At 39.7% G+C, this 23,353-nt stretch carries 36 protein-coding genes; all 36 read right to left on the bottom strand.

The genetic code is table 11. The annotated features are described in order from the left end of the window. Positions 1–44: 44 nt before the first annotated feature. Positions 45–1,331, bottom strand: coding sequence for a citrate synthase (locus tag HYG79_RS12400; protein ID WP_179242396.1), 1,287 nt, complete (start codon positions 1,329–1,331; stop codon positions 45–47). Positions 1,332–1,446: 115 nt separating this feature from the next. Continuing rightward, a complete protein-coding gene (locus HYG79_RS12395) occupies positions 1,447–2,982 on the bottom strand; it encodes a glycogen synthase (RefSeq protein WP_179242395.1) in 1,536 nt (511 codons plus the stop codon). A 107-nt stretch (positions 2,983–3,089) separates the two neighbouring features. Further along, positions 3,090–4,382, bottom strand: coding sequence for a phosphopyruvate hydratase (gene eno, locus HYG79_RS12390; RefSeq protein WP_179242394.1), 1,293 nt, complete (start codon positions 4,380–4,382; stop codon positions 3,090–3,092). Between the two features lie 106 nt (positions 4,383–4,488). Further along, positions 4,489–5,616 (bottom strand): glutamine-hydrolyzing carbamoyl-phosphate synthase small subunit, encoded by a 1,128-nt coding sequence (gene carA / locus HYG79_RS12385; RefSeq protein WP_179242393.1) that lies wholly within the window; start codon positions 5,614–5,616, stop codon positions 4,489–4,491. Between the two features lie 96 nt (positions 5,617–5,712). Then, positions 5,713–6,228 (bottom strand): 50S ribosomal protein L17, encoded by a 516-nt coding sequence (rplQ, locus tag HYG79_RS12380; RefSeq protein ID WP_179242392.1) that lies wholly within the window; start codon positions 6,226–6,228, stop codon positions 5,713–5,715. Positions 6,229–6,288: 60 nt separating this feature from the next. Next, a complete protein-coding gene (locus tag HYG79_RS12375) occupies positions 6,289–7,281 on the bottom strand; it encodes a DNA-directed RNA polymerase subunit alpha (protein ID WP_179242391.1) in 993 nt (330 codons plus the stop codon). A gap of 18 nt (positions 7,282–7,299) precedes the next feature. Then, positions 7,300–7,905: a 30S ribosomal protein S4 gene (gene rpsD / locus HYG79_RS12370; protein WP_179242390.1), complete on the bottom strand. Its 606-nt coding sequence runs from the start codon at positions 7,903–7,905 to the stop codon at positions 7,300–7,302. A gap of 87 nt (positions 7,906–7,992) precedes the next feature. Continuing rightward, positions 7,993–8,385, bottom strand: coding sequence for a 30S ribosomal protein S11 (gene rpsK, locus HYG79_RS12365; protein ID WP_179242389.1), 393 nt, complete (start codon positions 8,383–8,385; stop codon positions 7,993–7,995). A 103-nt stretch (positions 8,386–8,488) separates the two neighbouring features. Further along, positions 8,489–8,863: a 30S ribosomal protein S13 gene (rpsM, locus tag HYG79_RS12360; protein ID WP_179242388.1), complete on the bottom strand. Its 375-nt coding sequence runs from the start codon at positions 8,861–8,863 to the stop codon at positions 8,489–8,491. A 2-nt stretch (positions 8,864–8,865) separates the two neighbouring features. Next, positions 8,866–8,982 carry a type B 50S ribosomal protein L36 gene (gene ykgO / locus HYG79_RS12355; protein ID WP_013305171.1) on the bottom strand — a complete coding sequence of 39 codons (117 nt, stop codon included), beginning with the start codon at positions 8,980–8,982 and terminating at the stop codon, positions 8,866–8,868. Position 8,983: 1 nt separating this feature from the next. Next, positions 8,984–9,199: a translation initiation factor IF-1 gene (infA, locus tag HYG79_RS12350; RefSeq protein ID WP_011710675.1), complete on the bottom strand. Its 216-nt coding sequence runs from the start codon at positions 9,197–9,199 to the stop codon at positions 8,984–8,986. A gap of 100 nt (positions 9,200–9,299) precedes the next feature. Further along, positions 9,300–10,649 (bottom strand): preprotein translocase subunit SecY, encoded by a 1,350-nt coding sequence (gene secY, locus HYG79_RS12345; RefSeq protein WP_179242387.1) that lies wholly within the window; start codon positions 10,647–10,649, stop codon positions 9,300–9,302. A 13-nt stretch (positions 10,650–10,662) separates the two neighbouring features. Next, a complete protein-coding gene (rplO, locus tag HYG79_RS12340; protein WP_179242386.1) occupies positions 10,663–11,115 on the bottom strand; it encodes a 50S ribosomal protein L15 in 453 nt (150 codons plus the stop codon). A 13-nt stretch (positions 11,116–11,128) separates the two neighbouring features. Beyond that, on the bottom strand, positions 11,129–11,308 hold the full coding sequence (gene rpmD, locus HYG79_RS12335; protein ID WP_179242385.1) for a 50S ribosomal protein L30: 180 nt from the start codon (positions 11,306–11,308) through the stop codon (positions 11,129–11,131). Between the two features lie 11 nt (positions 11,309–11,319). Continuing rightward, positions 11,320–11,844, bottom strand: coding sequence for a 30S ribosomal protein S5 (gene rpsE, locus HYG79_RS12330; RefSeq protein ID WP_179242384.1), 525 nt, complete (start codon positions 11,842–11,844; stop codon positions 11,320–11,322). Between the two features lie 6 nt (positions 11,845–11,850). Next, positions 11,851–12,204 (bottom strand): 50S ribosomal protein L18, encoded by a 354-nt coding sequence (gene rplR, locus HYG79_RS12325; protein WP_179242383.1) that lies wholly within the window; start codon positions 12,202–12,204, stop codon positions 11,851–11,853. A gap of 11 nt (positions 12,205–12,215) precedes the next feature. Then, positions 12,216–12,758: a 50S ribosomal protein L6 gene (gene rplF, locus HYG79_RS12320; RefSeq protein ID WP_179242382.1), complete on the bottom strand. Its 543-nt coding sequence runs from the start codon at positions 12,756–12,758 to the stop codon at positions 12,216–12,218. Positions 12,759–12,779: 21 nt separating this feature from the next. Beyond that, positions 12,780–13,178: a 30S ribosomal protein S8 gene (gene rpsH, locus HYG79_RS12315; protein WP_179242381.1), complete on the bottom strand. Its 399-nt coding sequence runs from the start codon at positions 13,176–13,178 to the stop codon at positions 12,780–12,782. Between the two features lie 68 nt (positions 13,179–13,246). Further along, positions 13,247–13,516, bottom strand: a complete 270-nt coding sequence (gene rpsN, locus HYG79_RS12310; RefSeq protein ID WP_179242380.1) for a 30S ribosomal protein S14 — start codon at positions 13,514–13,516, stop codon at positions 13,247–13,249. Between the two features lies 1 nt (position 13,517). Continuing rightward, complete coding sequence (gene rplE / locus HYG79_RS12305; RefSeq protein WP_179242379.1) at positions 13,518–14,069, bottom strand: 50S ribosomal protein L5; 552 nt, start codon at positions 14,067–14,069, stop codon at positions 13,518–13,520. Positions 14,070–14,071: 2 nt separating this feature from the next. Beyond that, positions 14,072–14,383, bottom strand: a complete 312-nt coding sequence (gene rplX, locus HYG79_RS12300) for a 50S ribosomal protein L24 (RefSeq protein WP_179242378.1) — start codon at positions 14,381–14,383, stop codon at positions 14,072–14,074. Between the two features lie 13 nt (positions 14,384–14,396). After that, positions 14,397–14,765, bottom strand: coding sequence for a 50S ribosomal protein L14 (gene rplN / locus HYG79_RS12295; protein WP_161437260.1), 369 nt, complete (start codon positions 14,763–14,765; stop codon positions 14,397–14,399). Between the two features lies 1 nt (position 14,766). Beyond that, entirely contained in the window at positions 14,767–15,024 is a 258-nt protein-coding gene (gene rpsQ / locus HYG79_RS12290) for a 30S ribosomal protein S17 (protein ID WP_179242377.1), read from the bottom strand. A 13-nt stretch (positions 15,025–15,037) separates the two neighbouring features. Continuing rightward, positions 15,038–15,229: a 50S ribosomal protein L29 gene (rpmC, locus tag HYG79_RS12285; protein ID WP_179242376.1), complete on the bottom strand. Its 192-nt coding sequence runs from the start codon at positions 15,227–15,229 to the stop codon at positions 15,038–15,040. Positions 15,230–15,241: 12 nt separating this feature from the next. Then, positions 15,242–15,664, bottom strand: coding sequence for a 50S ribosomal protein L16 (gene rplP, locus HYG79_RS12280; RefSeq protein WP_179242375.1), 423 nt, complete (start codon positions 15,662–15,664; stop codon positions 15,242–15,244). Positions 15,665–15,685: 21 nt separating this feature from the next. Continuing rightward, a complete protein-coding gene (gene rpsC / locus HYG79_RS12275; RefSeq protein ID WP_179242374.1) occupies positions 15,686–16,402 on the bottom strand; it encodes a 30S ribosomal protein S3 in 717 nt (238 codons plus the stop codon). A gap of 9 nt (positions 16,403–16,411) precedes the next feature. Next, a complete protein-coding gene (gene rplV / locus HYG79_RS12270) occupies positions 16,412–16,819 on the bottom strand; it encodes a 50S ribosomal protein L22 (protein WP_179242373.1) in 408 nt (135 codons plus the stop codon). Positions 16,820–16,825: 6 nt separating this feature from the next. After that, positions 16,826–17,104 carry a 30S ribosomal protein S19 gene (gene rpsS / locus HYG79_RS12265; protein ID WP_179242372.1) on the bottom strand — a complete coding sequence of 93 codons (279 nt, stop codon included), beginning with the start codon at positions 17,102–17,104 and terminating at the stop codon, positions 16,826–16,828. Between the two features lie 13 nt (positions 17,105–17,117). Next, on the bottom strand, positions 17,118–17,942 hold the full coding sequence (rplB, locus tag HYG79_RS12260) for a 50S ribosomal protein L2 (protein WP_179242371.1): 825 nt from the start codon (positions 17,940–17,942) through the stop codon (positions 17,118–17,120). A gap of 9 nt (positions 17,943–17,951) precedes the next feature. Further along, positions 17,952–18,242, bottom strand: coding sequence for a 50S ribosomal protein L23 (rplW, locus tag HYG79_RS12255; protein WP_179242370.1), 291 nt, complete (start codon positions 18,240–18,242; stop codon positions 17,952–17,954). Between the two features lie 6 nt (positions 18,243–18,248). Then, on the bottom strand, positions 18,249–18,878 hold the full coding sequence (rplD, locus tag HYG79_RS12250) for a 50S ribosomal protein L4 (RefSeq protein ID WP_179242369.1): 630 nt from the start codon (positions 18,876–18,878) through the stop codon (positions 18,249–18,251). Then, positions 18,878–19,495, bottom strand: coding sequence for a 50S ribosomal protein L3 (gene rplC, locus HYG79_RS12245; RefSeq protein WP_179242368.1), 618 nt, complete (start codon positions 19,493–19,495; stop codon positions 18,878–18,880). The genes rplD and rplC overlap by 1 nt, the downstream gene beginning before the upstream one ends. Positions 19,496–19,654: 159 nt before the next feature. Continuing rightward, positions 19,655–19,960, bottom strand: a complete 306-nt coding sequence (gene rpsJ, locus HYG79_RS12240; protein WP_008613600.1) for a 30S ribosomal protein S10 — start codon at positions 19,958–19,960, stop codon at positions 19,655–19,657. A 10-nt stretch (positions 19,961–19,970) separates the two neighbouring features. After that, the gene (gene fusA / locus HYG79_RS12235; protein ID WP_179242367.1) at positions 19,971–22,103 is read right to left on the bottom strand and encodes an elongation factor G; all 2,133 of its coding nucleotides are present in this window, start codon (positions 22,101–22,103) and stop codon (positions 19,971–19,973) included. Positions 22,104–22,112: 9 nt separating this feature from the next. Beyond that, entirely contained in the window at positions 22,113–22,589 is a 477-nt protein-coding gene (rpsG, locus tag HYG79_RS12230) for a 30S ribosomal protein S7 (RefSeq protein ID WP_179242366.1), read from the bottom strand. Between the two features lie 23 nt (positions 22,590–22,612). Then, positions 22,613–22,987 (bottom strand): 30S ribosomal protein S12, encoded by a 375-nt coding sequence (gene rpsL / locus HYG79_RS12225; protein ID WP_031445118.1) that lies wholly within the window; start codon positions 22,985–22,987, stop codon positions 22,613–22,615. Positions 22,988–23,353: the final 366 nt, after the last annotated feature.

The following is a 23,353-nucleotide window of genomic DNA, read 5'->3' as shown; positions in this document are numbered from 1 at the left end:
CTTTTAAAAAGAAAAGGGCTCCAATTGTTTTTATAGGTAGCAATCTACCTTTTGTCAACTTCGACAAAGGGGCGTTGGTTTTCACCTATATATATTTGTCTTGGCCTTCCTATAGGCTCACTGCGAAGTCTCATTTCCCTCCATTGGGCAATCCAGCCCGGTAATCTTCCCAAGGCGAACATTACCGTAAACATTTCAGTCGGTATGCCCAAAGCCCTGTATATGATGCCCGAGTAAAAATCAACATTGGGGTATAGCTTTCGCTTCACGAAATATTCGTCTTCCAAAGCCTCTTTGGCAAGACCTTTGGCTATTTCCAAAATAGGATCTTCTATTCCCAAATCTCCCAATACTTCCTCAGCGGCCTTCTTTATGATTTTGGCCCTTGGGTCAAAGTTTTTGTACACTCTGTGCCCAAAGCCCATTAATCTAAATGGATCGTTTTTGTCCTTGGCTTTTGCCATATATTTTTTAGTGTCGCCACCATCGGCTTCGATAGCTTCCAACATTTCCAATACGGCTTGATTGGCACCACCGTGCAATGGGCCCCAGAGAGCTGAAATACCCGCAGAGAGCGATGCAAATAATCCCGCATGTGAAGACCCTACTATTCTTACCGTAGAAGTAGAGCAGTTTTGTTCGTGATCTGCATGAAGAATCAATAATTGATCCAACGCATCAATAACAATCTTATTTCTCTTGTATTCTTGGGAAGGCCTTTTGAACATCATCTTATGGATATTTTCAACATACCCTAACTCATCATCGCCATAATCCAAAGGCAGGCCTTTTTTCTTACGCAAAGTCCAAGCCACCAAAACCGGGAACTTTGCCATAATACGAACAATGGCCCCGTACATTTCATCTTTTGAAGTAACGTTTACCGAGATGGGATTGAATGCAATAAGTGCACTCGTTAAGGAAGAAAGTACGCCCATAGGATGGGCCGATTTTGGAAACGCATCCAATATCTTCTTCATTTCCTCATCAACATGCGACTCGTTTTTGATATCTACATGAAATGCCTCCAATTGTTCCTTATTTGGCAATTCACCAAAAATCAACAAATAAGCTACCTCTAAAAAATCGGCCTTTTCGGCCAATTCCTCAATAGAATATCCCCGATATCGCAAAATTCCTTTCTCACCGTCCAAAAAAGTAATGGCACTTTCACAGGCTCCTGTATTTTTATACCCCGGATCTAAAGTGATCATACCTCCAGTTGCGGAGCGTAATGTTTTGATATCAATGCCCAGTTCATCTTCGGTTCCCTTCACTATGGGAAACTCATATTTTTGACCATTATATTCTAGAGTAGCTTTATCTGACATATATAGTATTATGTATTAAATTGTGAAAGGTAAATTTAAGAAAAACGTGTTGTTTTAACAATTTAACAACTGTCTTTAGGCAAATATTAACAAGGTGTAGAGAGGGTGCCCAGTTCTAGAGTAAATAAAGTGACCTGTAGTATTCATCAACAGATTTATCCCATGTAAATCGCATTTTTTTTGCATTGTTCTGTATGCGTTTCCATTTGGGTTTATCATTCTCCCAGACCTTTAGAGCTTCGTCAAAACTCTTGATCATATTCTTAATTTTGATGTCATATGTTTTACCGTCAAAGGCAAAACCCGTTTTCATCGGTTCTACTGTATCCTTTAGCCCTCCAGTGTGATGCACCAAACAAGGATTACCATTTCGCATTGCGAGCATTTGACTTATGCCACAAGGTTCAAACAGACTGGGCATAAAGTATAGATTTGTTTCCAAATACATAGAATCTATCAAATCTTCGGATTGGCCATTCGTGAAAACAAAGTTTTTATGCTTGTAGCTCATTTCCCTAAAAAAATCTTCATAATCTGGGTCCCCAGTACCTAACAATATAAAGATACCATCAATTTTTCTTAGGCGTTCCAGTATTTTTTCAAATGCTTCTGGCGAGCGTTTAAAAAAATAAAACTTTTGCTCGGTCAAGCGTGCTACACTTGAGACTATGAATTTTGGCCTATTTCCCACGAACTCCATTATTTTTTCCCCGGTGTGTGCCAGAAAATCGGCTTTGTATTTTTTGGATTCATCTTGCAACCACCTAAACAAAGCCTTTACAGTGTTGCGATATAACTGTCCTTTTTCGGCCTCACGTACGTTACCATAATTCGAAGCATTGAGTATCCCAAAAAGCCTACCTTCATTGTCCGCTTGCTGTAAATCAATTTCGAGGCTCTCCCCGCCAACAAACTCAGGTCTGGCACTGGGCAATAAAACATCCTCTTTGTATGATGGGGAAACTGTGTGTACGGCATCTGCCAAACGTATACCCACGGCCATTAAATTTATACAATCCTTGTATCTTGGGTCTTGCAATACCTTAAAATCCAAAGGAACTTCTGGAAACCAGTTCCCGACCGATGCATAATTATCATAAAAAGGGCGAATGCCTTGAATGGCCAAATTATGAATGCTATACACATAGCGCATTTTAATCAAGTCTTTATAACTTGGGTGGTATTCCTTTAGGAATAACAATGCGCTTGAATGCCAATCGTGCATGTGCACCACGTCCAATTGACCAAAAGCGCCCATTTTAATGGATTCTGCAACTGCTGTGCAAAAAATCATATACTTGATAAAATCCGTATAAAATGGTTCTTCGGGGTCATCGTGATAAATATGGGCAATACCGCCTTCTTCGATTTCAGGGTGATGTATTACATAATGGCTTACATTGTTGAATTCCTTTTTTGGCGCTACCTCATATAGCTCGGCTATATACGTCTGCCCTCTTAGCAGAAAATTTATATTGGTCCTAAAGGTTGCGTTATGATGTAATCTAGAATAGGATGGAACTACAACTTGTACCTTGTCTCCGCGTTTGGATATTTCTCTTGGCACATCTCTCACAACATCACCCATACCACCTGCTTTGCAATCGGGAATGGCATCGTTCTCTGCGGAAACAAAAAGAAAGTTATTCATATAATTAGTATGGTCTTGATGTATTTCAAAAAGGTAATCAAATTTTAAGTTTGCACCAAAAAAAAGCCTTTTGACGATAAAAAGGCTTTTGGTGGGTTTTGAACGTTTTACTTGATTTTAAATGCTTTTTCTTTTGGGTAATATGCTGTATCTCCCAACTCCTCTTCTATACGTAACAATTGGTTGTACTTCGCCATTCTATCCGAACGGGAAGCTGAACCTGTTTTGATTTGACCTGTATTTAAGGCCACGGCGAGGTCTGCAATGGTATTATCCTCTGTTTCACCCGAACGGTGCGACATGACCGAAGTATACCCGGCATTTTTAGCCATATTTACTGCGGCAATCGTCTCAGTAAGGGTTCCTATCTGATTCACTTTTATCAAAATTGAATTGGCAATACCTTTTTCAATGCCGGTAGAAAGTCTCTCTACATTGGTAACGAACAAATCATCCCCTACCAATTGTACTTTATCCCCGATTTTATCGGTCAGAGCTTTCCAGCCGTCCCAATCGTTTTCATCCATACCATCTTCAATTGAAATAATAGGATACTTGGCGGAAAGGTCAGCCAAATACTGTGCTTGCTCCTCAGAGGTACGCACAACTCCTTTACTGCCTTCAAACTTGGTATAGTCATACGCCCCATTCACAAAAAATTCTGCAGCGGCGCAGTCTAAAGCAATCATTACATCGTCCCCTAATTTATAACCCGCTTTTTCCACAGCTTTGGCTATCGTATCCAGGGCATCTTCGGTACCTCCTGCCAAATTTGGAGCAAAACCGCCCTCATCACCAACTGCAGTACTCAAGCCCCTATCGTGCAATACTTTTTTTAGGTTATGAAAAATCTCGGTACCCATTTGCATGGCATGGGTAAAACTTTTTGCCTTTACGGGCATTACCATAAACTCCTGAAAAGCTATTGGAGCATCTGAATGCGAACCCCCGTTGATAATGTTCATCATCGGTACCGGAAGCGTGTTTGCACTAACACCGCCCACATATCTGTATAAAGAAAGACCAAGCTCGTTTGCAGCTGCTTTCGCGGCCGCCAAAGAAACTCCTAAGATAGCGTTTGCCCCTAATTTGGATTTGTTTGGCGTTCCATCCAAATCGATCATGGTTTGATCCAATAGGTTTTGCTCAAAAACGGACATTCCCAAAATCTCCTCTGCAATAACAGTGTTCACATTTTCAACAGCTTTCATAACACCCTTGCCCATAAAAGTATTTCCACCATCGCGCAACTCAACCGCTTCATGCTCACCTGTTGAGGCTCCCGAAGGGACAGCCGCCCTACCCATTACACCGTTTTCGGTAATTACATCTACTTCAACGGTAGGGTTACCTCTTGAATCCAATATTTGTCTTGCGTGAACACTTAGTATAATACTCATGTAATAACTTCTTTTTAAGATTGATTTTTAACGAATGGCAAAGATACAAAACCCTTTTTGCGGTAAAAGGAGAACTGATGGTATTTCCCAATAAAATAACGATTATTTAAACTTCTGCCGTTTGCCTTGCAGTTTTCTCTATCAGTTTGAAAAAATCATCAAAAAGATAATCCGCATCGTGTGGCCCGGGGCTAGCTTCAGGATGATATTGAACTGAAAATACGTCTTTACCCTTCATTCGTATTCCTGCAACTGTATTATCGTTTAAATGAACATGCGTAATTTCCAAATCGGTGTTTGATTCGGTCTCTTCCCTATTGATGGCAAAACCATGGTTTTGTGAGGTTATCTCTCCCTTGCCCGTTAACAAATTCAAAATAGGATGATTGATACCCCTATGCCCGTTGTGCATTTTATACGTTGACACTCCGTTAGCCAATGCAATGATTTGGTGTCCTAGACAAATACCAAAAAGAGGTTTATTGGTCTTTATGATTTCCTTAGCAGTTGTTATTGCTTCAGTTAACGGTTCTGGATCTCCCGGCCCATTTGAAATAAAGTAGGCATCGGGATTCCAAGCCGACATTTCTTCAAAATTGGTATTGTACGGAAATACTTTAATGTAAGCGTTGCGCTTGGCCAAATTTCTGAGAATGTTCTTTTTCACACCAATATCCAACGCGGCTATCTTGTAGGTAGCATTTTCATCACCGAAAAAATAAGGTTCTTTGGTAGATACTTTTGAAGCCAACTCCAGCCCCTCCATACTTGGAACTTCTTCCAATTTTTGTTTTAATTGTTCAATGTTGTCAACATCTGTTGAAATAACGGCATTCATCGCACCATTATCCCGAATATAATTTACCAATGCCCTGGTATCAACATCAGAAATTGCAAAGAGTTGGTTGTGGTTCAAAAATTCCTCCAAACTAGCGTCAGCAATAGGCCTTGAATATTCATAACTAAAGTTTTTACAGATAAGGCCCGATATTTTGGTAGAATCCGATTCCACTTCATCTGAATTTGTACCATAGTTACCAATATGGGCGTTCGTTGTGACCATTAACTGTCCAAAATAGGAGGGATCCGTAAAAATTTCCTGATAACCGGTCATTCCCGTATTAAAACAAACCTCACCAAAGGCAGTACCTTCTTTGTTACCTACGGACTTACCGTAAAAAATAGTCCCATCCGCTAACAACAATAGTGCTTTCTTTTTAGTTTGATACTTCATAAGTGTCTTTCTTATTAAATCTATTCACAAAAAAACATAAAAAAAGGATAAGCTTTTAGGCTTATCCTTTTATAATTATCAATATTTATTGACATTTTATTCTTCAGAGTCATCGGCTTTGGCTTCTGTATCTGTTTGGGCTTCCGTAGCAACTGGCGCAGCTGCTTTTGCTCCACCGCCTCTTCTACTTCTTCTTGTAGTTTTCTTCTTAGGCTTATCGGCATTGTAAAGTTCGTTGAAATCTACCAACTCAATCATCGCCATGTCGGCATTGTCACCTAAACGATTTCCAAGTTTGATAATTCTGGTATAGCCCCCAGGCCTGTCCGCCACTTTTTCAGACACTACACTAAAAAGTTCTGTAACAGCATATTTATCCCTCAGGTTTTTGAAAGCCAAACGCCTATTGTGCGTACCTTTTTCTACAGTCTGGTTATTTTCTGCTTTGGACTTTGTGATCAATGGCTCAATAAATTGCTTTAAAGCTTTTGCTTTGGCAACCGTTGTATTGATTCTCTTGTGCTCTATCAGGGAACAGGCCATATTGGCCAACATGGCTTTTCTATGTGCCGTCTTTCTTCCTAAATGGTTTACTTTTTTACCGTGTCTCATGTTTTTGTTTTATCATCTTGCTACCAAACCCGATTGAACGAGGAGCAAAATATGAATACTCTAATCTTTATCTAATTTATATTTTGACAAATCCATTCCAAAGCTTAAACCTTTGTTGATTACAAGCTCTTCCAACTCTGTCAAAGATTTTTTTCCAAAGTTTCTGAACTTCATCAAATCATTTTTATTGAAAGAGACCAAATCGCCTAAAGTATCGACTTCAGCCGCTTTCAAACAATTCAAGGCACGAACGGACAAATCCATATCAACCAATTTGGTCTTTAACAATTGGCGCATGTGAAGTGACTCTTCATCGTATGTTTCGGTCTGTGCAATTTCGTCAGCTTCCAAAGTGATACGCTCATCCGAGAATAGCATAAAGTGATGTATCAAAACCTTGGCAGCTTCGGTCAAGGCGTCTTTTGGGTGTATAGAACCATCGGACACGATTTCAAAAACCAATTTCTCATAATCGGTTTTTTGCTCTACACGGAAGTTTTCGATACTGTATTTCACGTTTTTGATAGGTGTGAAAATAGAATCTACCGCAATGGTACCTAAAGGCGCATTTGATTTTTTGTTTTCTTCGGCCGGAACGTACCCGCGTCCTTTATCGATAACGATTTCCATGTTGATATTGACCTTGGCATCCATATTACAAATCACCAAATCAGGATTTAAAACTTGATATCCCGAAATAAATTTTTGAAAGTCGCCAGCAGTTAGTTTATCCTTTCCACTTAATGAAATGGAAACGACCTCGGCCTCTGTATCCTCAATTTGCCTTTTAAAGCGAACTTGTTTTAAGTTCAAAATAATTTCCGTTACATCTTCTACGACACCGGGTATAACAGAAAACTCGTGTTCTACTTGGTCTATCCTAACAGATGTTATAGCAAAACCTTCTAAAGCGGAAAGCAGTACTCTTCTAAGTGCGTTACCGACAGTCAATCCATAACCAGGTTCTAAAGGGCGAAATTCAAATTTCCCTTCAAAATCTGAAGAATCAATCATTATAACTTTATCTGGTTTTTGAAAATTTAATAATGCCATAATTGGATCAGTGTTGTTTTATTTTGAGTATAACTCGACTATTAATTGTTCTTTGATATTTTCAGGAATCTGAAGTCTTTCCGGAACAGAGACAAAAGTACCTTCCTTTTTTTCCGAGTTCCAAGTAATCCATTCGTAAACACTACTATTTGCCGCCAAGGCGTCCTGTATGGCCTGCAAAGATTTTGATTTCTCCCTAACTCCTACGACGTCACCGGCTTTTAACGAATATGAAGGTATGTTTACCAACTCACCGTTGACAGTGATGTGTCTGTGGGAAACCAATTGTCTGGCTCCGCTTCTTGTTGGGGAAATGCCCATTCTGTAAACCACGTTATCCAATCTTGATTCGCACAATTGAAGCAATACCTCACCGGTAACTCCCTTGCTTCTATTCGCTTTTGCAAAAATATTTCTAAATTGACGTTCTAAAATGCCATAGGTGTATTTAGCTTTCTGCTTTTCCATTAATTGGATAGCATATTCGGATTTTTTTCCGCGACGTCTTGCGTTTCCGTGTTGTCCTGGAGGAAAATTTTTCTTTTCGAAAGACTTATCGTCTCCAAAAATTGCTTCTCCGAACTTACGTGCAATTTTTGATTTTGGTCCTGTGTATCTTGCCATCTTCTTTTGTTTTGGGATTGTGATTATGAATTAAGGCTTAATCCTTCGATAATCGTAACTACAATCCCTTGAAAATTATTAAATTGATTAAACTCTTCTTCTTTTTGGAGGTCTACAACCATTGTGCGGTAACGGTGTAACGTCAATAATTTCTGTTACCTCTATACCAGAATTGTGTAAGGATCGTATTGCTGATTCCCTACCGTTACCTGGCCCCTTTACGTAAACCTTTACTTTTCTAAGACCAGCTTCATGCGCTATTTTTGCACAATCTTCCGATGCTACTTGGGCAGCATAGGGGGTGTTTTTCTTAGACCCTCTAAAACCTTGCTTTCCAGCAGAGGACCAAGAAATAACATCTCCCTTTTTATTGGTCAAGGAAATAATGATGTTATTGAAAGATGCAGTGATGTGAGCTTCACCCACAGACTCTACAATAACCTTACGCTTTTTTGTTGTTTTAGCACTCGTTTTTGCCATATCTAAAGTATTTAGTACTAGTATTGAGTAGTTAGTATATGGTTGCGCAATGACTCTCAAGCGCCTTGGTCAATACTAGTTACTCAGTATCAGGTACTTTATATTATTTAGTCGCCTTCTTCTTATTGGCAACAGTTTTTCTTTTCCCTTTTCTTGTTCTTGAGTTGTTTTTGGTACGCTGTCCTCTTAACGGCAAACCAGATCTGTGACGTATACCCCTATAACAACCAATATCCATCAAGCGCTTGATGTTCAATTGGGTTTCAGAACGCAATTCCCCTTCAATTGTATAGGAAGAGACCGCATCACGGATTTTTCCTATCTCATCATCGTTCCAGTCCGATACTTTGGTATCTTCACTTACTTTAGCGGTTGCCAAAATTTCCTTGGCCCTACTATTACCGATACCAAAAATATAGGTAAGGGCTATAACTCCTCTTTTCTGTTTTGGTATGTCTATACCTGCAATTCTTGCCATAATTACCCTTGTCTTTGTTTAAATCTAGGATTCTTTTTGTTAATTACGTACAATCTGCCCTTTCTGCGTACTATTTTGCAGTCGGCACTTCTCTTTTTTACTGATGCTCTAACCTTCATCTTAGTATCTATATGTAATTCTCGCCTTAGTCAAATCGTAAGGACTCATTTCTAATTTTACTTTATCTCCTGGAAGCAATTTGATATAATGCATTCTCATTTTTCCAGAAATATGTGCAGTAACTACATGACCATTCTCCAATTCTACCCTGAACATTGCGTTTGACAATGCCTCGATGATTGTTCCGTCTTGCTCTATTGCTGCTTGTTTAGCCATTTTATTAGTATTTGATTTTTAGTCGGTAGTCGTTAGTTTCAATAAAATTCGTTCCCGAATAAAATATTCTAACGTCTAAGGTCTACGTACTAATTTCTTTTTATGCCACTTTTCTATTTTTACCTGTTTTCATTAAACCATCATAATGGCGATTTAATAAATATGAATTTACTTGTTGAACTGTATCAATAGCGACACCTACCATAATCAAAAGCGATGTTCCACCATAAAATAATGCCCACCCTGGTTGCACATCACCCAACTTAACGACCACTGCCGGTAAAACAGCGAGCAAAGCTAAGAAAATAGAACCTGGTAACGTAATCAATGACATTATTTTATCTAAATAATCACCTGTTTCTTTACCTGGCCGAATACCGGGTATAAAACCACCGCTACGTTTTAGATCATCTGCCATTTTATTGGTCGGTACTGTGATCGCCGTATAGAAATAAGTGAATATAATAATCAACAAACCAAACAAAATGTTGTATGCCAATCCAAAAATATCACTGAACTGAACTTCCATCCACTGGCCTACGGCAGTATCATTAAAAGATTTACCTATCAAACCTGGTGCAAACATGATTGCTTGTGCAAAAATTATTGGCATTACACCTGATGCATTCAACTTTAACGGAATATACTGTCTAGATCCCATGATATTCTTTTCATACCCTCCCGATGCTGTTCTTCGTGCGTATTGAACAGGTATTTGCCTGGTTGCCATAACTAAAAGTACACTTGCCAAAATAACCAAAAACCAAACAATAACTTCAATCAAGATAAACATGAGTCCGCCATTATTGTTATCGGTTCTTGAAACAAATTCCTGAATAAAGGATTGTGGCATTGTAGCTATAATACCGATCATAATCAATAACGAGATACCATTACCTATACCTTTATCCGTAATTTTTTCTCCCAACCACATTGCAAATACACAACCGGTCACCAAAATGATTACAGATGGAACTATGAAATTAAGACCCTTACCCAATAAAAAAGCACTGTCCGGAACGCCTAAAGCGCCTAAACCATATAAGTAAGCCGGTGCTTGAACGATACATATACCAATGGTCAGCCATCGTGTTATTTGATTGATGGTCTTTCTACCGCTCTCCCCTTCTTTTTGTAATTTTTGAAGATAAGGAATTGCAATACCCATCAACTGAACCACAATGGAGGCCGATATATATGGCATTATGCCTAAAGCAAAAACAGATGCATTTGAGAAAGCTCCGCCCGTAAAGGCATTCAACAATCCAAAAATACCCTGGTCGGTTCCTGTATTGGAAGCAAGTTGAGCCAATTGAGTAGAATCGATACCAGGAAGTACTATCTGTGCACCAAAACGATATACCAGTAATAAGCCGAGGGTCATTATGATTCTACCCTTTAGTTCATCAATCTTCCAGATATTGGATATGGTCTCGAAAAATTTCTTCATAATCTGATTTCGCTTATAAATTTATCGCTTCTCCACCGGCAGCTTCGATTGCCGATTTGGCACTAGCAGTAAATTTATGTACAGAAATTTTCAAGGAAGTTTTTAACTCTCCCCTTCCCAAAATCTTGACTAAATCGTTTTTATGGGCCAATCCCTTTTCAACCAGCATTTCAAAAGTAACAGTATCCTTGACTACTTTGTTGTCTACCAACTCTTGTAAAGTATCCAAATTTATGCCTCTGTATTCTTTTCTGTTAATGTTGGTAAATCCAAATTTAGGAACCCTACGTTGCAATGGCATTTGACCACCTTCAAAACCCAGTTTTTTTGAGTATCCCGAACGGGACTTTGCGCCTTTATGTCCTCGGGTTGCCGTACCACCTTTTCCGGATCCCTGACCTCTACCCACTCTTTTGCCTTCTCTGTGAGCGGAACCTTCAGCTGGCTTTAGATTGCTTAAATTCATTCTATTATCTTGTTTAGGCCTCTTCTGTCGAGACCAAATGTTGTACTTTATCTATCATTCCAAGGATATTGGGAGTAGCTTCATGTTCTACTACTTGACCGATACCTTTTAAACCAAGTGCCACAAGAGTTCTCTTTTGATTTTGAGGTTTCTTGATGCTACTCTTTATCTGTTTTACTTTAATCTTTGCCATACTATCCTTTCTTATCCTTTAAAAACTTTTTCTAAGGAAACTCCTCTTTGATTGGCCACAGTTCTAGCGTCACGTAATTGAAGTAAAGCATCAAAAGTGGCTTTAACTACATTATGTGGGTTTGAAGAACCTTGCGATTTTGACAATACGTCATGAACCCCTACTGCTTCCAAAACCGCTCTAACGGCACCACCAGCTATTACTCCCGTACCATGGGAAGCCGGTTGAATATATACGCGTGCACCGCCAAACTTACCTTTTTGTTCATGAGGCAAGGTCCCTCTATTAAGAGGTATTCTAATCAGGTTTTTTTTGGCATCTTCTATCGCTTTGGCAATAGCAGTGGCAACCTCTTTGGATTTACCAAGACCGTGACCTACCACACCGTTTTCATCGCCAACTACAACAATAGCTGAAAAACCGAATGCCCTACCACCTTTAGTAACTTTAGTAACCCTTTGAACGCCTACCAACCTGTCTTTTAAATCAAGACCACCTGGTTTTACTGTTTCTACGCTTTTATACTTTTGGTACATAATATTTTAGAATTTAAGTCCTGCTTCTCTAGCCCCTTCAGCCAATGATTTTACCCTACCATGATATAGATTGCCGCCCCTATCAAAAGCAACGGCTTCAATACCAGCCTTTTTTGCTTTTTCCGCAACAGCTTTACCAACCAAATTGGCTATTTCTGTCTTAGTTCCCTTAACATCCAAATCTTTATCCCTAGATGATACGGCCAACAAGGTAACGCCTTTGGTATCGTCTATCAATTGAGCGTAAATCTCTTTGTTACTTCTAAAAACGGATAGTCTTGGTCTTTCCGCAGTTCCAACGGATACCTTACGGATTCTCCTTCTTATGCGTTGTCTTCTTTCTATTTTCGATAATCCCATGATGCTATATATTAGGCCGATTTACCTGCTTTTCTTCTTAATTGCTCACCAACAAACCTGATACCCTTTCCTTTGTAAGGTTCTGGCTTACGGAAGCCTCTTATTTTTGCCGCTATCTGACCCACTAACTGCTTATCGTGCGAAGTGAGTTTTATGATAGGATTTTTTCCTTTTTCTGAAACCGTTTCGACTTTTACTTCGGGAGCCAAATCCAAAACGATATTATGTGAGAAACCTAAGGCCAAATCCAACTTTTGCCCTTGGTTATTGGCACGATATCCTACACCTACCAATTCAAGTTCTTTGGTCCATCCTTTAGAAACTCCTTCTATCATATTCAACATCAAGGACCTGTACAGACCGTGTTTAGCTTTGTGGTCTTTGGAATCGGAAGGTCTGGTCACCCAAAGTTGCCCGTCTTCAACTTTGACGGAAACACTCGAATATTCCTGGGTCAGCTCTCCCAATTTACCCTTAACGGTAACTACGTTATCAGCGACCTCAACGGTTACTCCTTCAGGAATCGCAACTGGATTATTACCTATTCTAGACATTATTATATCTCTTTAATTCAATTAATAAACGTAACACAAAACCTCACCACCTACTTTTTCGGCTTTGGCCTGCTTACTTGTCATTACACCATGCGATGTAGAAACTATTGCAATACCTAGACCGTTAAGAACCCTTGGTAAATCATCTGAGCCAGCATATTTACGAAGACCGGGCTTACTTATTCTCTGTATTTTCTTTATGACAGGCTCTTTAGTGAACTTATCGTATTTTAAGGCTATTTTGATAGTTCCTTGAACGGAGCTGTCCTCAAACTTATAGCTAAGAATATAGCCTTGGTCGAACAATATTTTTGTAATTTCCTTCTTTAAATTAGAAGCAGGGATTTCAACGACCCTATGGCCTGCCCTACTTGCATTTCTAATTCTTGTTAAGTAATCTGATATAGTATCTGTAAACATTCTTATATATTTCGGTAGCGGTTTCCAGCAATTGGCGCCAGACCTAAAACCAGTTTTTAATTATATTGTTACCAGCTAGCTTTTTTAACACCTGGTATAAGACCTTTATTGGCCATTTCCCTGAACATGACCCTGGATATCCCAAAGGTTCTCATATATCCCTTGGGTCTACCTGTTAGTTTACAACGGTTGTGCATACGAACAGGGGAGGCGTTTTTAGGTAGCTTTTGTAATGCTTCATAATCACCAGCTTCTTTCAAAGCCTTTCTTTTTTCAGCATATTTAGCCACGGTTTTTGCCCTTTTACGTTCACGGGCCTTCATTGATTCTTTAGCCATACTAATTCTTTTTAAAAGGTAATCCCAATTCAGTTAATAATGATTTTGCTTCCTTATCCGTTTGGGCTGTTGTCACAAAGGTGATATCCATTCCGTTAATCCTATTTATCTTATCGATATTGATTTCGGGAAAAATGATTTGTTCGGTTACGCCTAAACTGTAGTTTCCACGACCATCAAACCCGGTGGCCCGTATGCCTTGAAAATCCCTAACACGCGGTAAAGCCGTAGTTACCAACCTATCCAAGAATTCGTACATGCGTTCTCCACGTAAGGTTACCTTGGCACCGATGGGCATACCTTTACGCAACTTGAAAGCGGCAACATCTTTTTTGGACATAGTTGCAATTGCTCTTTGTCCGGTTATATTCGTTAACTCTTCAACTGCGTGATCTATCAATTTCTTATCGGCGACTGCGGCACCAACACCTCTAGAAACCACTATCTTTTGAAGTTTAGGAACTTCCATAACGTTTTTATAACCAAACTCTTCTTTCAAAGAACCGATTACACGCTCTTTATATTCTGTTTTTAATCTTGGAACGTATGCCATAACTAAATTACTTCATTGGATTTTTTGGAAACTCTAACCTTTTTTCCATCTCTTATTTCATAACCCACCCTTGTTGTCTCTCCGGATTTATCGATTAAGGATAAATTGGATACATGAATGGGTGCCTCCATTTTTACGATACCACCTTGTGGGTTTTGAGCACTCGGTTTTTGATGTTTGGACACCATATTGGCCCCTTCAACTATCGCTTTGTTCTTCTCTAAGTTCACGGACAAGATTTTACCCTCAGTACCTTTATGGTCACCGGCTATGATTCTTACCGTATCTCCTGTTTTAACTTTTAACTTCTTCATCTCTTAGACTGTATTAAAGTACTTCTGGTGCCAATGAAACAATTTTCATGAACTGCTTGTCGCGCAATTCTCTTGCTACCGGTCCAAAAACCCTGGTACCCCTCATTTCGCCCGTTGGGTTTAGAAGAACACAAGCATTATCATCAAATCGAATATAAGAGCCATCAGGTCTTCTGACTTCTTTTTTTGTACGAACAACAACCGCCGTTGAAACCGCACCCTTTTTGATACCACCGTTTGGGGTTGCCTCTTTAACGGTAACCACAATTTTATCACCAACCGAGGCATATCTTCTTTTTGTACCACCTAATACCCTAATGGTCAAAACCTCTTTGGCTCCTGTATTATCCGCTACCTTTAATCTAGATTCTTGCTGTAACATATTATTTAGCTCTTTCTAAAATTTCAACTAACCTCCAACATTTGGTCTTGCTCAATGGGCGTGTTTCCATTATCTTGACCGTATCGCCGATATTGCAGTCATTTGTTTCGTCGTGCGCAACATACTTTTTGGTTCTCAAAACGAACTTACCGTACATAGGGTGCTTTACACGTTTGACCTCAGCAACGACAATGGACTTCTCCATTTTGTTACTTGTTACTACCCCTACTCTTTCTTTTCTTAAATTTCTATTTTCCATAAAGCAGAACCAGTTATTGGTTTTCCCTTTTCGTTAATTCGGTAGCCAATCTTGCAACCGTCTTTCTAGTTTTTCTAATGAGAAGCGGATTTTCCAAAGGAGTCACGGAGTGTGATATCTTCAAATCCGAATTTTGCTTCTTGTATTCAGCCAGTTTAGCTTTTAGCTCTTCTACCGATAATTCTTTTATCTCTGATTGTTTCATAGTTCCTTACTTTTATTGTGCTGAATAATCTCTAGCAACTATAAATTTGGTCTTCACAGGTAACTTTTGGGCCGCAAGACGAAGTGCTTCTTTGGCAACATCCATTGGTACACCTGCCACTTCAAAGATTATCCTCCCGGGCTGGACGACGGCAACAAAATATTCCGGGGCACCCTTACCTTTTCCCATACGCACTTCCAATGGTTTTTTGGTAATAGGCTTATCCGGAAAAATTTTAATCCACAATTGGCCCTGTCTTTTCATAAATCTTGTGGCAGCGATACGTGCAGCTTCAATCTGACGTGCAGTCACAAAATTCGTATCTAAGGATTTAATACCGAACATACCGTTTGAAAGTTGATGACCCCTTTGGGAAATCCCCTTCATGCGGCCTTTCTGCATCTTGCGATATTTCGTTCTTTTTGGCTGTAACATCTTTTTGTACTTTCTTTAAAATTACTTTCTACGACGAGGTTTCTTTGGTCCATCTTGCTTACCGCCTTTACCTTGGCTTTTTGACATGCCTACCAAAGGTGATAATTCTCTCTTACCATATACTTCGCCTTTCATTATCCAAACCTTTATACCTAGTTTACCATAGGTAGTTTGAGCTTCTTGTAGAGCATAGTCAATCTCTGCTCTGAAAGTGGATAATGGAATTCTACCATCTTTAAAAGATTCCGATCGCGCCATCTCCGCACCATTCAATCTGCCTGAGATTTGAACTTTGATTCCTTCAGCATTCATACGCATTGTAGCTGCGATAGCCATTTTGATGGCTCTCCTGTATGATATCCTACTTTCTATCTGACGAGCGATACTCGCTGCAACTAAATTGGCATCAAGCTCAGGCCTTTTAATTTCAAATATGTTGATTTGGACCTCTTTGTTGGTGATTTTTTTGAGCTCTTCTTTGAGTTTATCCACCTCTTGACCACCTTTACCTATTATTATACCAGGTCTGGCTGTTGTAATGGTAATGGTTATCAATTTTAAGGTACGCTCTATAATTACTCTGGAAACGCTAGCTTTCGCAAGACGTGCATGGATATATTTTCTGATTTTATCATCTTCGGCCAACTTATCACCGTAATCATTACCACCGTACCAGTTGGATTCCCATCCTAAAATAATTCCTAAGCGATTTCCTATCGGATTTGTTTTCTGTCCCATATTGATGCTCTAGCTTTCTGTATTATTGTTAGATCCCAAAACCAAAGTCACATGGTTGGAACGTTTTCTTATTCTATGCGCCCTTCCTTGAGGAGCAGGTCTCAATCTTTTCAACATAGCGCCACTATCTACTGTAATCTCCTTTACAAAAAGGTCAGCATCCTCAACATTTGCATCTTCGTTTTTGGCTTGCCAATTTGCAATAGCGGACAATAACAGTTTCTCCACTTTTCTGGAAGCCTCTTTTTGGCTGAATTTCAAAGTGGCCAAAGCAGTTTCTATTTGCTTACCTCTTATCAAATCAGCGACCAACCGCATTTTCCTTGGAGAAGTTGGGCAATTATTCAGTTTTGCAAAAGCCATCTGCTTTTTCTCAGCCTTTATTCTTTCGGCCATCTGTCTCTTTCGAACTCCCATAGCTTCTTACTTTTTACCTTTATTCTTAGCACCTGCATGCCCCCTGAAGGAACGCGTTGGTGAAAATTCCCCTAATTTGTGTCCCACCATGTTCTCTGTTACGTATACTGGTACAAATTGCCTACCATTGTGAACAGCTATTGTTTGACCAACAAAATCTGGTGTTATCATGGAAGCCCTAGACCATGTCTTGATTACCGTTTTCTTACCAGATTCAACATTTTGCTGAACTTTTTTATCCAAACTATGATGAACGTAAGGTCCTTTTTTTAATGAACGTGCCATTTCTCTTAATTTATTATTTCTTTCTACGTTCTATGATATATCTGTTGGTGTCCTTAGTCTTGGAACGTGTTCTAAAACCTTTTGCAGGAATACCATTTTTAGATCTTGGATGCCCACCAGAAGCACGACCTTCACCACCACCCATTGGGTGATCAACAGGGTTCATTGCTACCGGTCTTGTTCTAGGTCTTCTGCCCAACCATCTACTTCTACCGGCTTTACCGGACACAAGCAATTGATGATCTGAATTGGATATTGCTCCAACTGTGGCCAAGCAATTGGCCAAAATCAACCTTGTTTCACCAGATGGCAATTTTACGGTAACAAACTTGCCTTCCTTAGCCATAAGCTGCGCAAAAGTACCAGCACTTCTTGCCATTACGGCACCTTGTCCTGGTCGCAATTCAATACAAGATATAATTGTACCCAAAGGAATCTCGCTCAATGGCAAGGCATTCCCAATTTCGGGAGCCACTCCAGTTCCTGATGAAACTTGTTGACCTACCTGAAGACCATTTTGGGCAATTATGTATTTTTTCTCGCCATCTACATACTCCAACAAAGCGATAAAAGCCGTTCTGTTGGGATCGTACTGAATAGATTTTACAGTGGCAGCTACTCCTTGCTTGTCTCTTTTAAAATCTATGATACGATACCTTCTTTTATGCCCACCACCTCTATGGCGCATGGTCATTTTTCCTTGACTGTTTCTACCTCCCGACTTTTTTAACGGAGCAAGTAAACTTTTCTCCGGCTTATCAGTAGTAATGGCGTCAAATCCATTGACTACTCTAAAACGCTGTCCGGGAGTGATTGGTTTTAATTTCCTAACTGACATTTGTTGTCTTTATAGATTACTGTAAAAATCAATTATATCTCCTTCAACCACATCAACAATTGCTTTCTTGTAAGCATTTGTCTTGCCATGCTGTACACCGGTTTTGGTGTAACGTGATTTACGGTTTGGGCCGTAATTCATAGTACGAACCTTTTTAACAGATACACCGTACGTAGCTTCAACCGCATCTTTTATCTGCAATTTATTAGCCTTCGTATCAACAACGAAACCATATCGATTAAATAACTCACTATCAGCGGTCATCTTTTCGGTAATAATTGGCTTTATCAACACACTCATGGTTCTCTACTTGTTTAAATTTGATTCGATTTCTTCTAAAGCTCCTTCGGTAAGCACAATACTATTGGCATTTAGTATTTTGTAAGTACTTAATTCTGAGTTGATTATGACTTCAGATTGCTTCAAATTGCGTGACGACAAATATACGCTATTATTTGAATCGCCCAACACAAATAAGGATTTTTTGTTTTCCAATCCCAAAGACTTCAAAACATTGATAAAATCTTTGGTTTTAGGAGTCTCAAAAGTAAAGTCCTCCAAGACGAAAATTGATTTCTCTTTAGACTTTAAACTAAAAGCGGATTTTCTTGCCAAACGCTTCACATTTTTGTTCAACTTTTGGGTATAATCCTTGGGCCTTGGGCCGAATATACGACCACCCCCTCTAAAGATCGGGGATTTAATACTACCAGCACGAGCGGTACCCGTACCCTTTTGCTTTTTTATCTTTCTGGTACTACCAGCGATTTCGGCTCTTTCCTTAGATTTGTGCGTACCTTGTCTTTGATGCGCCAAATACTGTTTTACATCTAAGTAAATCGCATGATTGTTCGGTTCTATAGCGAAAACGGAATCCGAAAGGTCTACCTTTCTTCCCGTATCTTTTCCTTTGATATCTAAAACTGCTACCTTCATTACTTCTCAATAGTTACGTAAGCGTTTTTATGTCCTGGAACACAACCTTTGACTACGATTAGGTTTTTCTCAGGAACTACCTTTAAAACTCTAAGGTTTTGAACAGTTACTCTGCCACCACCCATTCTACCGGCCATTCTCATACCCTTAAAAACTCTTGCTGGATATGAAGCGGCTCCGATTGAACCGGGAGCTCTTAATCTATTGTGCTGACCGTGTGTGGCTTGTCCAACTCCTCCAAACCCATGCCTTTTTACAACACCGGCAAAGCCTTTACCTTTTGATGTACCTACGACATCAACAAACTCTCCCTCTACAAAAACATCGACACCTATGGTATCTCCCAATTTGTAATCTCCTTCAAAACCTTGGAACTCAACGACTTTTTTCTTGGGAGAAGAACCTGCTTTCTTAAAATGACCTGTCTCGGCCTTATTTGCACGTTTCTCTGCCTTGTCATCGAAACCAAGTTGAAGGGCACTATACCCGTCTACCTCATCGGTTCTGACTTGGGTAACTACACATGGGCCAGCTTCGATTACGGTGCATGGGATATTCTTCCCATTCTCATCAAAGATGCTGGTCATGCCTACTTTTTTTCCTATTAACCCAGACATATTTATACTAATTATTTGTTTAACTTTTCTTTTGGTTTCACCAATTCAATGGTACAAAAACAGGGCAAAGAAATCATCCAGCCCTGAATGTGTTCTTTTACCGTTTTTCCTTTGCACGCAGCTCCGGACATGTTACCCCTTTTTTAAAGGAGTGCAAATTTATACTTTTATTTCGACTTCTACACCACTTGGGAGCTCAAGTTTCATTAAAGCATCAATTGTTTTTGACGAAGAGCTGTATATGTCCAATAATCTTTTGTATGAACTTAACTGAAACTGCTCCCTAGACTTTTTGTTCACATGTGGAGAACGCAAAACCGTAAATATTTTTTTATGTGTTGGCAAAGGAATGGGACCTGTTACAACCGCTCCAGTAGTCTTTACCGTTTTTACGATTTTCTCAGCAGATTTATCCACTAGGTTATAATCGTAAGACTTCAATTTTATTCTGATTTTCTGACTCATTTTCTTAAAATTAAGCGGTTACACCTTTAGCTGCCTTTATTACTTCCTCTGAAATATTTGATGGGGTTTCGGCATAGTGTGAAAATTCCATAGTAGATGTAGCACGGCCAGATGACAATGTCCTTAACGATGTTACGTAACCGAACATTTCTGATAACGGCACCTCACCTTTGATAACTTTGGCACCTGCCCTATCGCTCATATTGGAAATTGTTCCTCTTCGCCTGTTCAAATCGCCAACAATATCACCCATGTTTTCCTCAGGTGTCAAAACCTCTATTTTCATAATTGGCTCCATGATGACGGCTCCAGCTGCTTTACCAGCTGCTTTATACCCCATTTTTGCTGCCAATTCAAAAGATAGCTGATCGGAATCCACCGGGTGGAACGAACCATCTTTCAATACTACTTTCATAGTATCCATTTCATAACCGGCCAACGGACCGTTTTGCATCGCTGTAGCAAAACCTTTTTCTACCGAAGGAATAAATTCTTTTGGTATACGACCACCTTTGATTTCATCGACAAACTGTAACCCAGTGCCTTCAAAATCATCATCTGCGGGCCCCATCTCGAATACGATATCACCAAATTTACCACGACCTCCTGATTGCTTTTTATAGGTTTCTCTGTGTGAAGCCAGCTTGGTCAAGGCTTCTTTGTACTCTACCTGTGGTTCACCTTGGTTGACCTCAACCTTAAATTCGCGTTTCAAGCGATCAACGATAATATCTAAGTGAAGCTCTCCCATACCAGAAATAATGGTCTGTCCGGATGCCTCATCGGTCTTTACCTGAAAAGTAGGATCTTCTTCGGCCAACTTTGCCAAAGCCATACCTAGTTTTTCAACATCGACCTTGGTCTTGGGCTCAACAGCAATACCGATTACGGGATCTGGAAAGTCCATACTTTCCAGTATAATCGGATGTTTCTCGGAAGACATGGTATCACCCGTCTTAATGTCCTTAAATCCTACGGCTGCACCAATATCTCCAGCCTCAATATAATCAATAGCATTTTGTTTATTGGAGTGCATTTGATATATACGTGAGATACGCTCTTTTTTACCCGAACGGTTGTTCAAAATATAAGAACCTGCATCCAAACGGCCCGAATAGGTTCTAAAGAAAGCCAAACGACCTACAAACGGATCGGTAGCTATTTTAAATGCCAATGCCGAGAAAGGTTCTTTCACGTCTGGTTTTCTGCTGATTTCCTTTCCGGTTTCAGGATCGGTACCAACAATAGCGTCTTTATCAATTGGGGATGGCAAGTACCTACATACCGCGTCCAATAAAAACTGAACGCCTTTATTTTTAAATGAAGAACCACATATCATAGGTATAATCGCCCTATCCATAACCGCTGCTCTTAACGCCGCGTGCACCTCTTCTTCCGTAATAGAATCTTCATCTTCGAAGAACTTTTCCATCAACTCTTCATCATATTCCGCAACAGCTTCGATTAATGCAGCCCTATACTCCTTCACTTCAGCCTTCATCTCCTCGGGAATATCAACAACATCAAAAGTTGAACCAAAGCCTTCTTCGTGCCATACGATGGCCCTGTTCTTTGCCAAATCAACGATTCCTTTAAAATCGGCCTCTTCACCTATCGGTAAAACAATGGGAACGGCATTGGACCCCAACATTTGTTTGACCTGCTTGCATACCATCAAAAAATTAGAACCTTGACGATCCATTTTATTGACAAAACCAATGCGCGGCACTTTATAATTATCGGCCAACCTCCAGTTAGTTTCAGATTGTGGCTCAACGCCATCAACCGCGCTGAACAAAAAGACCAATCCGTCGAGAACACGTAATGATCTATTCACCTCTACGGTAAAGTCAACGTGGCCAGGAGTATCTATAATATTAAAATGATATGGTTTTGCATCTGCGGTAGGCTTTGCGTTTTCCATAGGAAAGACCCACTCACAAGTTGTTGCAGCAGAAGTAATGGTTATTCCTCGCTCTTGTTCTTGCTCCATCCAATCCATAGTAGCGGCACCATCGTGTACCTCTCCAATTTTGTGACTTACACCAGTGTAGAACAAGATACGTTCGGTGGTTGTGGTTTTACCCGCATCAATATGAGCGGCAATACCTATGTTTCTTGTATATTTTAAATCTCTTGCCATTTCTAATTCTTAAAATCTAAAGTGGGAGAATGCTTTGTTTGCTTCGGCCATTTTGTGGGTGTCCACTCTTTTCTTGACTGCAGCACCTTCTTCTTTTGCTGCGGCCAATACTTCTGCTGCAAGTTTTTGAGCCATGGACTTTTCATTTCTCTTTCTTGCATAGCTTATCAACCATTTCATTGCGGTCGATATTTTACGGTCGGGCCTTATTTGCATCGGAATTTGGAATGTTGCACCACCCACTCTTCTACTTCTAACTTCCACGTGAGGCATTACATTGCTCAATGCATCTTTCCAAAGTTCCAAACCAGACTTTTCATCATCTGTTTTCTTTTCGTCAACGATATCAATCGCATCGTAAAATACCTTGAAGGCTATCGACTTTTTCCCATCCCACATCATCATGTTGACGAAACGTGTTACGAGCTGATCGTTAAATCTTGGATCTGGTAATAGTGGCCTTTTTTTGGCCTGCTTTTTTCTCATCTCTTCTACTTAAAAAGTTTTGATTACTTCTTAGGGCGTTTAGCTCCGTACTTAGACCTCCTTTGGGTTCTCCCTGCAACACCTGCAGTATCCAAAGCACCTCTTACGATGTGGTATCTAACTCCCGGTAAATCTTTTACCCTTCCGCCTCTTACTAATACTATCGAGTGCTCTTGCAAATTGTGTCCCTCTCCAGGTATGTAAGCGTTCACTTCCTTACCATTGGTCAACCTAACCCTAGCGACTTTACGCATCGCCGAATTAGGTTTTTTTGGTGTGGTAGTGTAAACACGCGTACATACACCTCTTCTTTGAGGACACGAATCCAAAGCAGCCGATTTACTCTTCTTAGTAATTGTGACTCTTCCTTTTCGTACTAATTGTGAAATTGTTGGCATACTATATTAATATGTATATATAAAAACTACCCTCTTTTAAGGGCTGGCAAATGTAGTAATATTTCACAATAATTCAAACCATCAAGTATTAATTTTAAAAAAAAATGGAAAACATGAGGAATTCCCGCTACATACGTTTCGCTCGACATGGTTTGAAGTTCTTTGAATGAATGCAAAACTAGTTTGCCAGAAGGTAAATAATCTCGCTGCAAATGCCTTGAAAATAATTACGATAAACACCAATTAAACAAACCGATCAATTCAAAGATTTATCAAAATCTCAAATACGGGATTGACTAATTTACAAAACAAAAAAATGATGGTGTTTTAATGTGGAATTTGTATTAATGTTATTTTTCCTTAAAG

The sequence above is a fragment of the Costertonia aggregata genome (assembly GCF_013402795.1).
Lineage (GTDB): Bacteria > Bacteroidota > Bacteroidia > Flavobacteriales > Flavobacteriaceae > Costertonia > Costertonia aggregata.
The sequence above is the reverse complement of the archived record's forward strand: the minus strand, read 5'-3'. Positions and strand labels throughout refer to the sequence as shown.

Bases quoted from the DNA above. Each gene is read 5' to 3' on its own strand.
- HYG79_RS12400 (WP_179242396.1), bottom strand. From the start codon at position 1,331: ATGTCAGATAAAGCTACTCTAGAATATAATGGTCAAAAATATGAGTTT.
- HYG79_RS12395 (WP_179242395.1), bottom strand. From the start codon at position 2,982: ATGAATAACTTTCTTTTTGTTTCCGCAGAGAACGATGCCATTCCCGAT.
- eno (WP_179242394.1), bottom strand. From the start codon at position 4,382: ATGAGTATTATACTAAGTGTTCACGCAAGACAAATATTGGATTCAAGA.
- carA (WP_179242393.1), bottom strand. From the start codon at position 5,616: ATGAAGTATCAAACTAAAAAGAAAGCACTATTGTTGTTAGCGGATGGG.
- rplQ (WP_179242392.1), bottom strand. From the start codon at position 6,228: ATGAGACACGGTAAAAAAGTAAACCATTTAGGAAGAAAGACGGCACAT.
- HYG79_RS12375 (WP_179242391.1), bottom strand. From the start codon at position 7,281: ATGGCATTATTAAATTTTCAAAAACCAGATAAAGTTATAATGATTGAT.
- rpsD (WP_179242390.1), bottom strand. From the start codon at position 7,905: ATGGCAAGATACACAGGACCAAAATCAAAAATTGCACGTAAGTTCGGA.
- rpsK (WP_179242389.1), bottom strand. From the start codon at position 8,385: ATGGCAAAAACGAGTGCTAAAACAACAAAAAAGCGTAAGGTTATTGTA.
- rpsM (WP_179242388.1), bottom strand. From the start codon at position 8,863: ATGGCAAGAATTGCAGGTATAGACATACCAAAACAGAAAAGAGGAGTT.
- ykgO (WP_013305171.1), bottom strand. From the start codon at position 8,982: ATGAAGGTTAGAGCATCAGTAAAAAAGAGAAGTGCCGACTGCAAAATA.
- infA (WP_011710675.1), bottom strand. From the start codon at position 9,199: ATGGCTAAACAAGCAGCAATAGAGCAAGACGGAACAATCATCGAGGCA.
- secY (WP_179242387.1), bottom strand. From the start codon at position 10,649: ATGAAGAAATTTTTCGAGACCATATCCAATATCTGGAAGATTGATGAA.
- rplO (WP_179242386.1), bottom strand. From the start codon at position 11,115: ATGAATTTAAGCAATCTAAAGCCAGCTGAAGGTTCCGCTCACAGAGAA.
- rpmD (WP_179242385.1), bottom strand. From the start codon at position 11,308: ATGGCAAAGATTAAAGTAAAACAGATAAAGAGTAGCATCAAGAAACCT.
- rpsE (WP_179242384.1), bottom strand. From the start codon at position 11,844: ATGTACCAAAAGTATAAAAGCGTAGAAACAGTAAAACCAGGTGGTCTT.
- rplR (WP_179242383.1), bottom strand. From the start codon at position 12,204: ATGGGATTATCGAAAATAGAAAGAAGACAACGCATAAGAAGGAGAATC.
- rplF (WP_179242382.1), bottom strand. From the start codon at position 12,758: ATGTCTAGAATAGGTAATAATCCAGTTGCGATTCCTGAAGGAGTAACC.
- rpsH (WP_179242381.1), bottom strand. From the start codon at position 13,178: ATGTTTACAGATACTATATCAGATTACTTAACAAGAATTAGAAATGCA.
- rpsN (WP_179242380.1), bottom strand. From the start codon at position 13,516: ATGGCTAAAGAATCAATGAAGGCCCGTGAACGTAAAAGGGCAAAAACC.
- rplE (WP_179242379.1), bottom strand. From the start codon at position 14,069: ATGGCATACGTTCCAAGATTAAAAACAGAATATAAAGAGCGTGTAATC.
- rplX (WP_179242378.1), bottom strand. From the start codon at position 14,383: ATGAAGAAGTTAAAAGTTAAAACAGGAGATACGGTAAGAATCATAGCC.
- rplN (WP_161437260.1), bottom strand. From the start codon at position 14,765: ATGTTACAGCAAGAATCTAGATTAAAGGTAGCGGATAATACAGGAGCC.
- rpsQ (WP_179242377.1), bottom strand. From the start codon at position 15,024: ATGGAAAATAGAAATTTAAGAAAAGAAAGAGTAGGGGTAGTAACAAGT.
- rpmC (WP_179242376.1), bottom strand. From the start codon at position 15,229: ATGAAACAATCAGAGATAAAAGAATTATCGGTAGAAGAGCTAAAAGCT.
- rplP (WP_179242375.1), bottom strand. From the start codon at position 15,664: ATGTTACAGCCAAAAAGAACGAAATATCGCAAGATGCAGAAAGGCCGC.
- rpsC (WP_179242374.1), bottom strand. From the start codon at position 16,402: ATGGGACAGAAAACAAATCCGATAGGAAATCGCTTAGGAATTATTTTA.
- rplV (WP_179242373.1), bottom strand. From the start codon at position 16,819: ATGGGAGTTCGAAAGAGACAGATGGCCGAAAGAATAAAGGCTGAGAAA.
- rpsS (WP_179242372.1), bottom strand. From the start codon at position 17,104: ATGGCACGTTCATTAAAAAAAGGACCTTACGTTCATCATAGTTTGGAT.
- rplB (WP_179242371.1), bottom strand. From the start codon at position 17,942: ATGTCAGTTAGGAAATTAAAACCAATCACTCCCGGACAGCGTTTTAGA.
- rplW (WP_179242370.1), bottom strand. From the start codon at position 18,242: ATGAGTGTGTTGATAAAGCCAATTATTACCGAAAAGATGACCGCTGAT.
- rplD (WP_179242369.1), bottom strand. From the start codon at position 18,878: ATGAAGGTAGCAGTTTTAGATATCAAAGGAAAAGATACGGGAAGAAAG.
- rplC (WP_179242368.1), bottom strand. From the start codon at position 19,495: ATGTCTGGGTTAATAGGAAAAAAAGTAGGCATGACCAGCATCTTTGAT.
- rpsJ (WP_008613600.1), bottom strand. From the start codon at position 19,960: ATGAGTCAGAAAATCAGAATAAAATTGAAGTCTTACGATTATAACCTA.
- fusA (WP_179242367.1), bottom strand. From the start codon at position 22,103: ATGGCAAGAGATTTAAAATATACAAGAAACATAGGTATTGCCGCTCAT.
- rpsG (WP_179242366.1), bottom strand. From the start codon at position 22,589: ATGAGAAAAAAGCAGGCCAAAAAAAGGCCACTATTACCAGATCCAAGA.
- rpsL (WP_031445118.1), bottom strand. From the start codon at position 22,987: ATGCCAACAATTTCACAATTAGTACGAAAAGGAAGAGTCACAATTACT.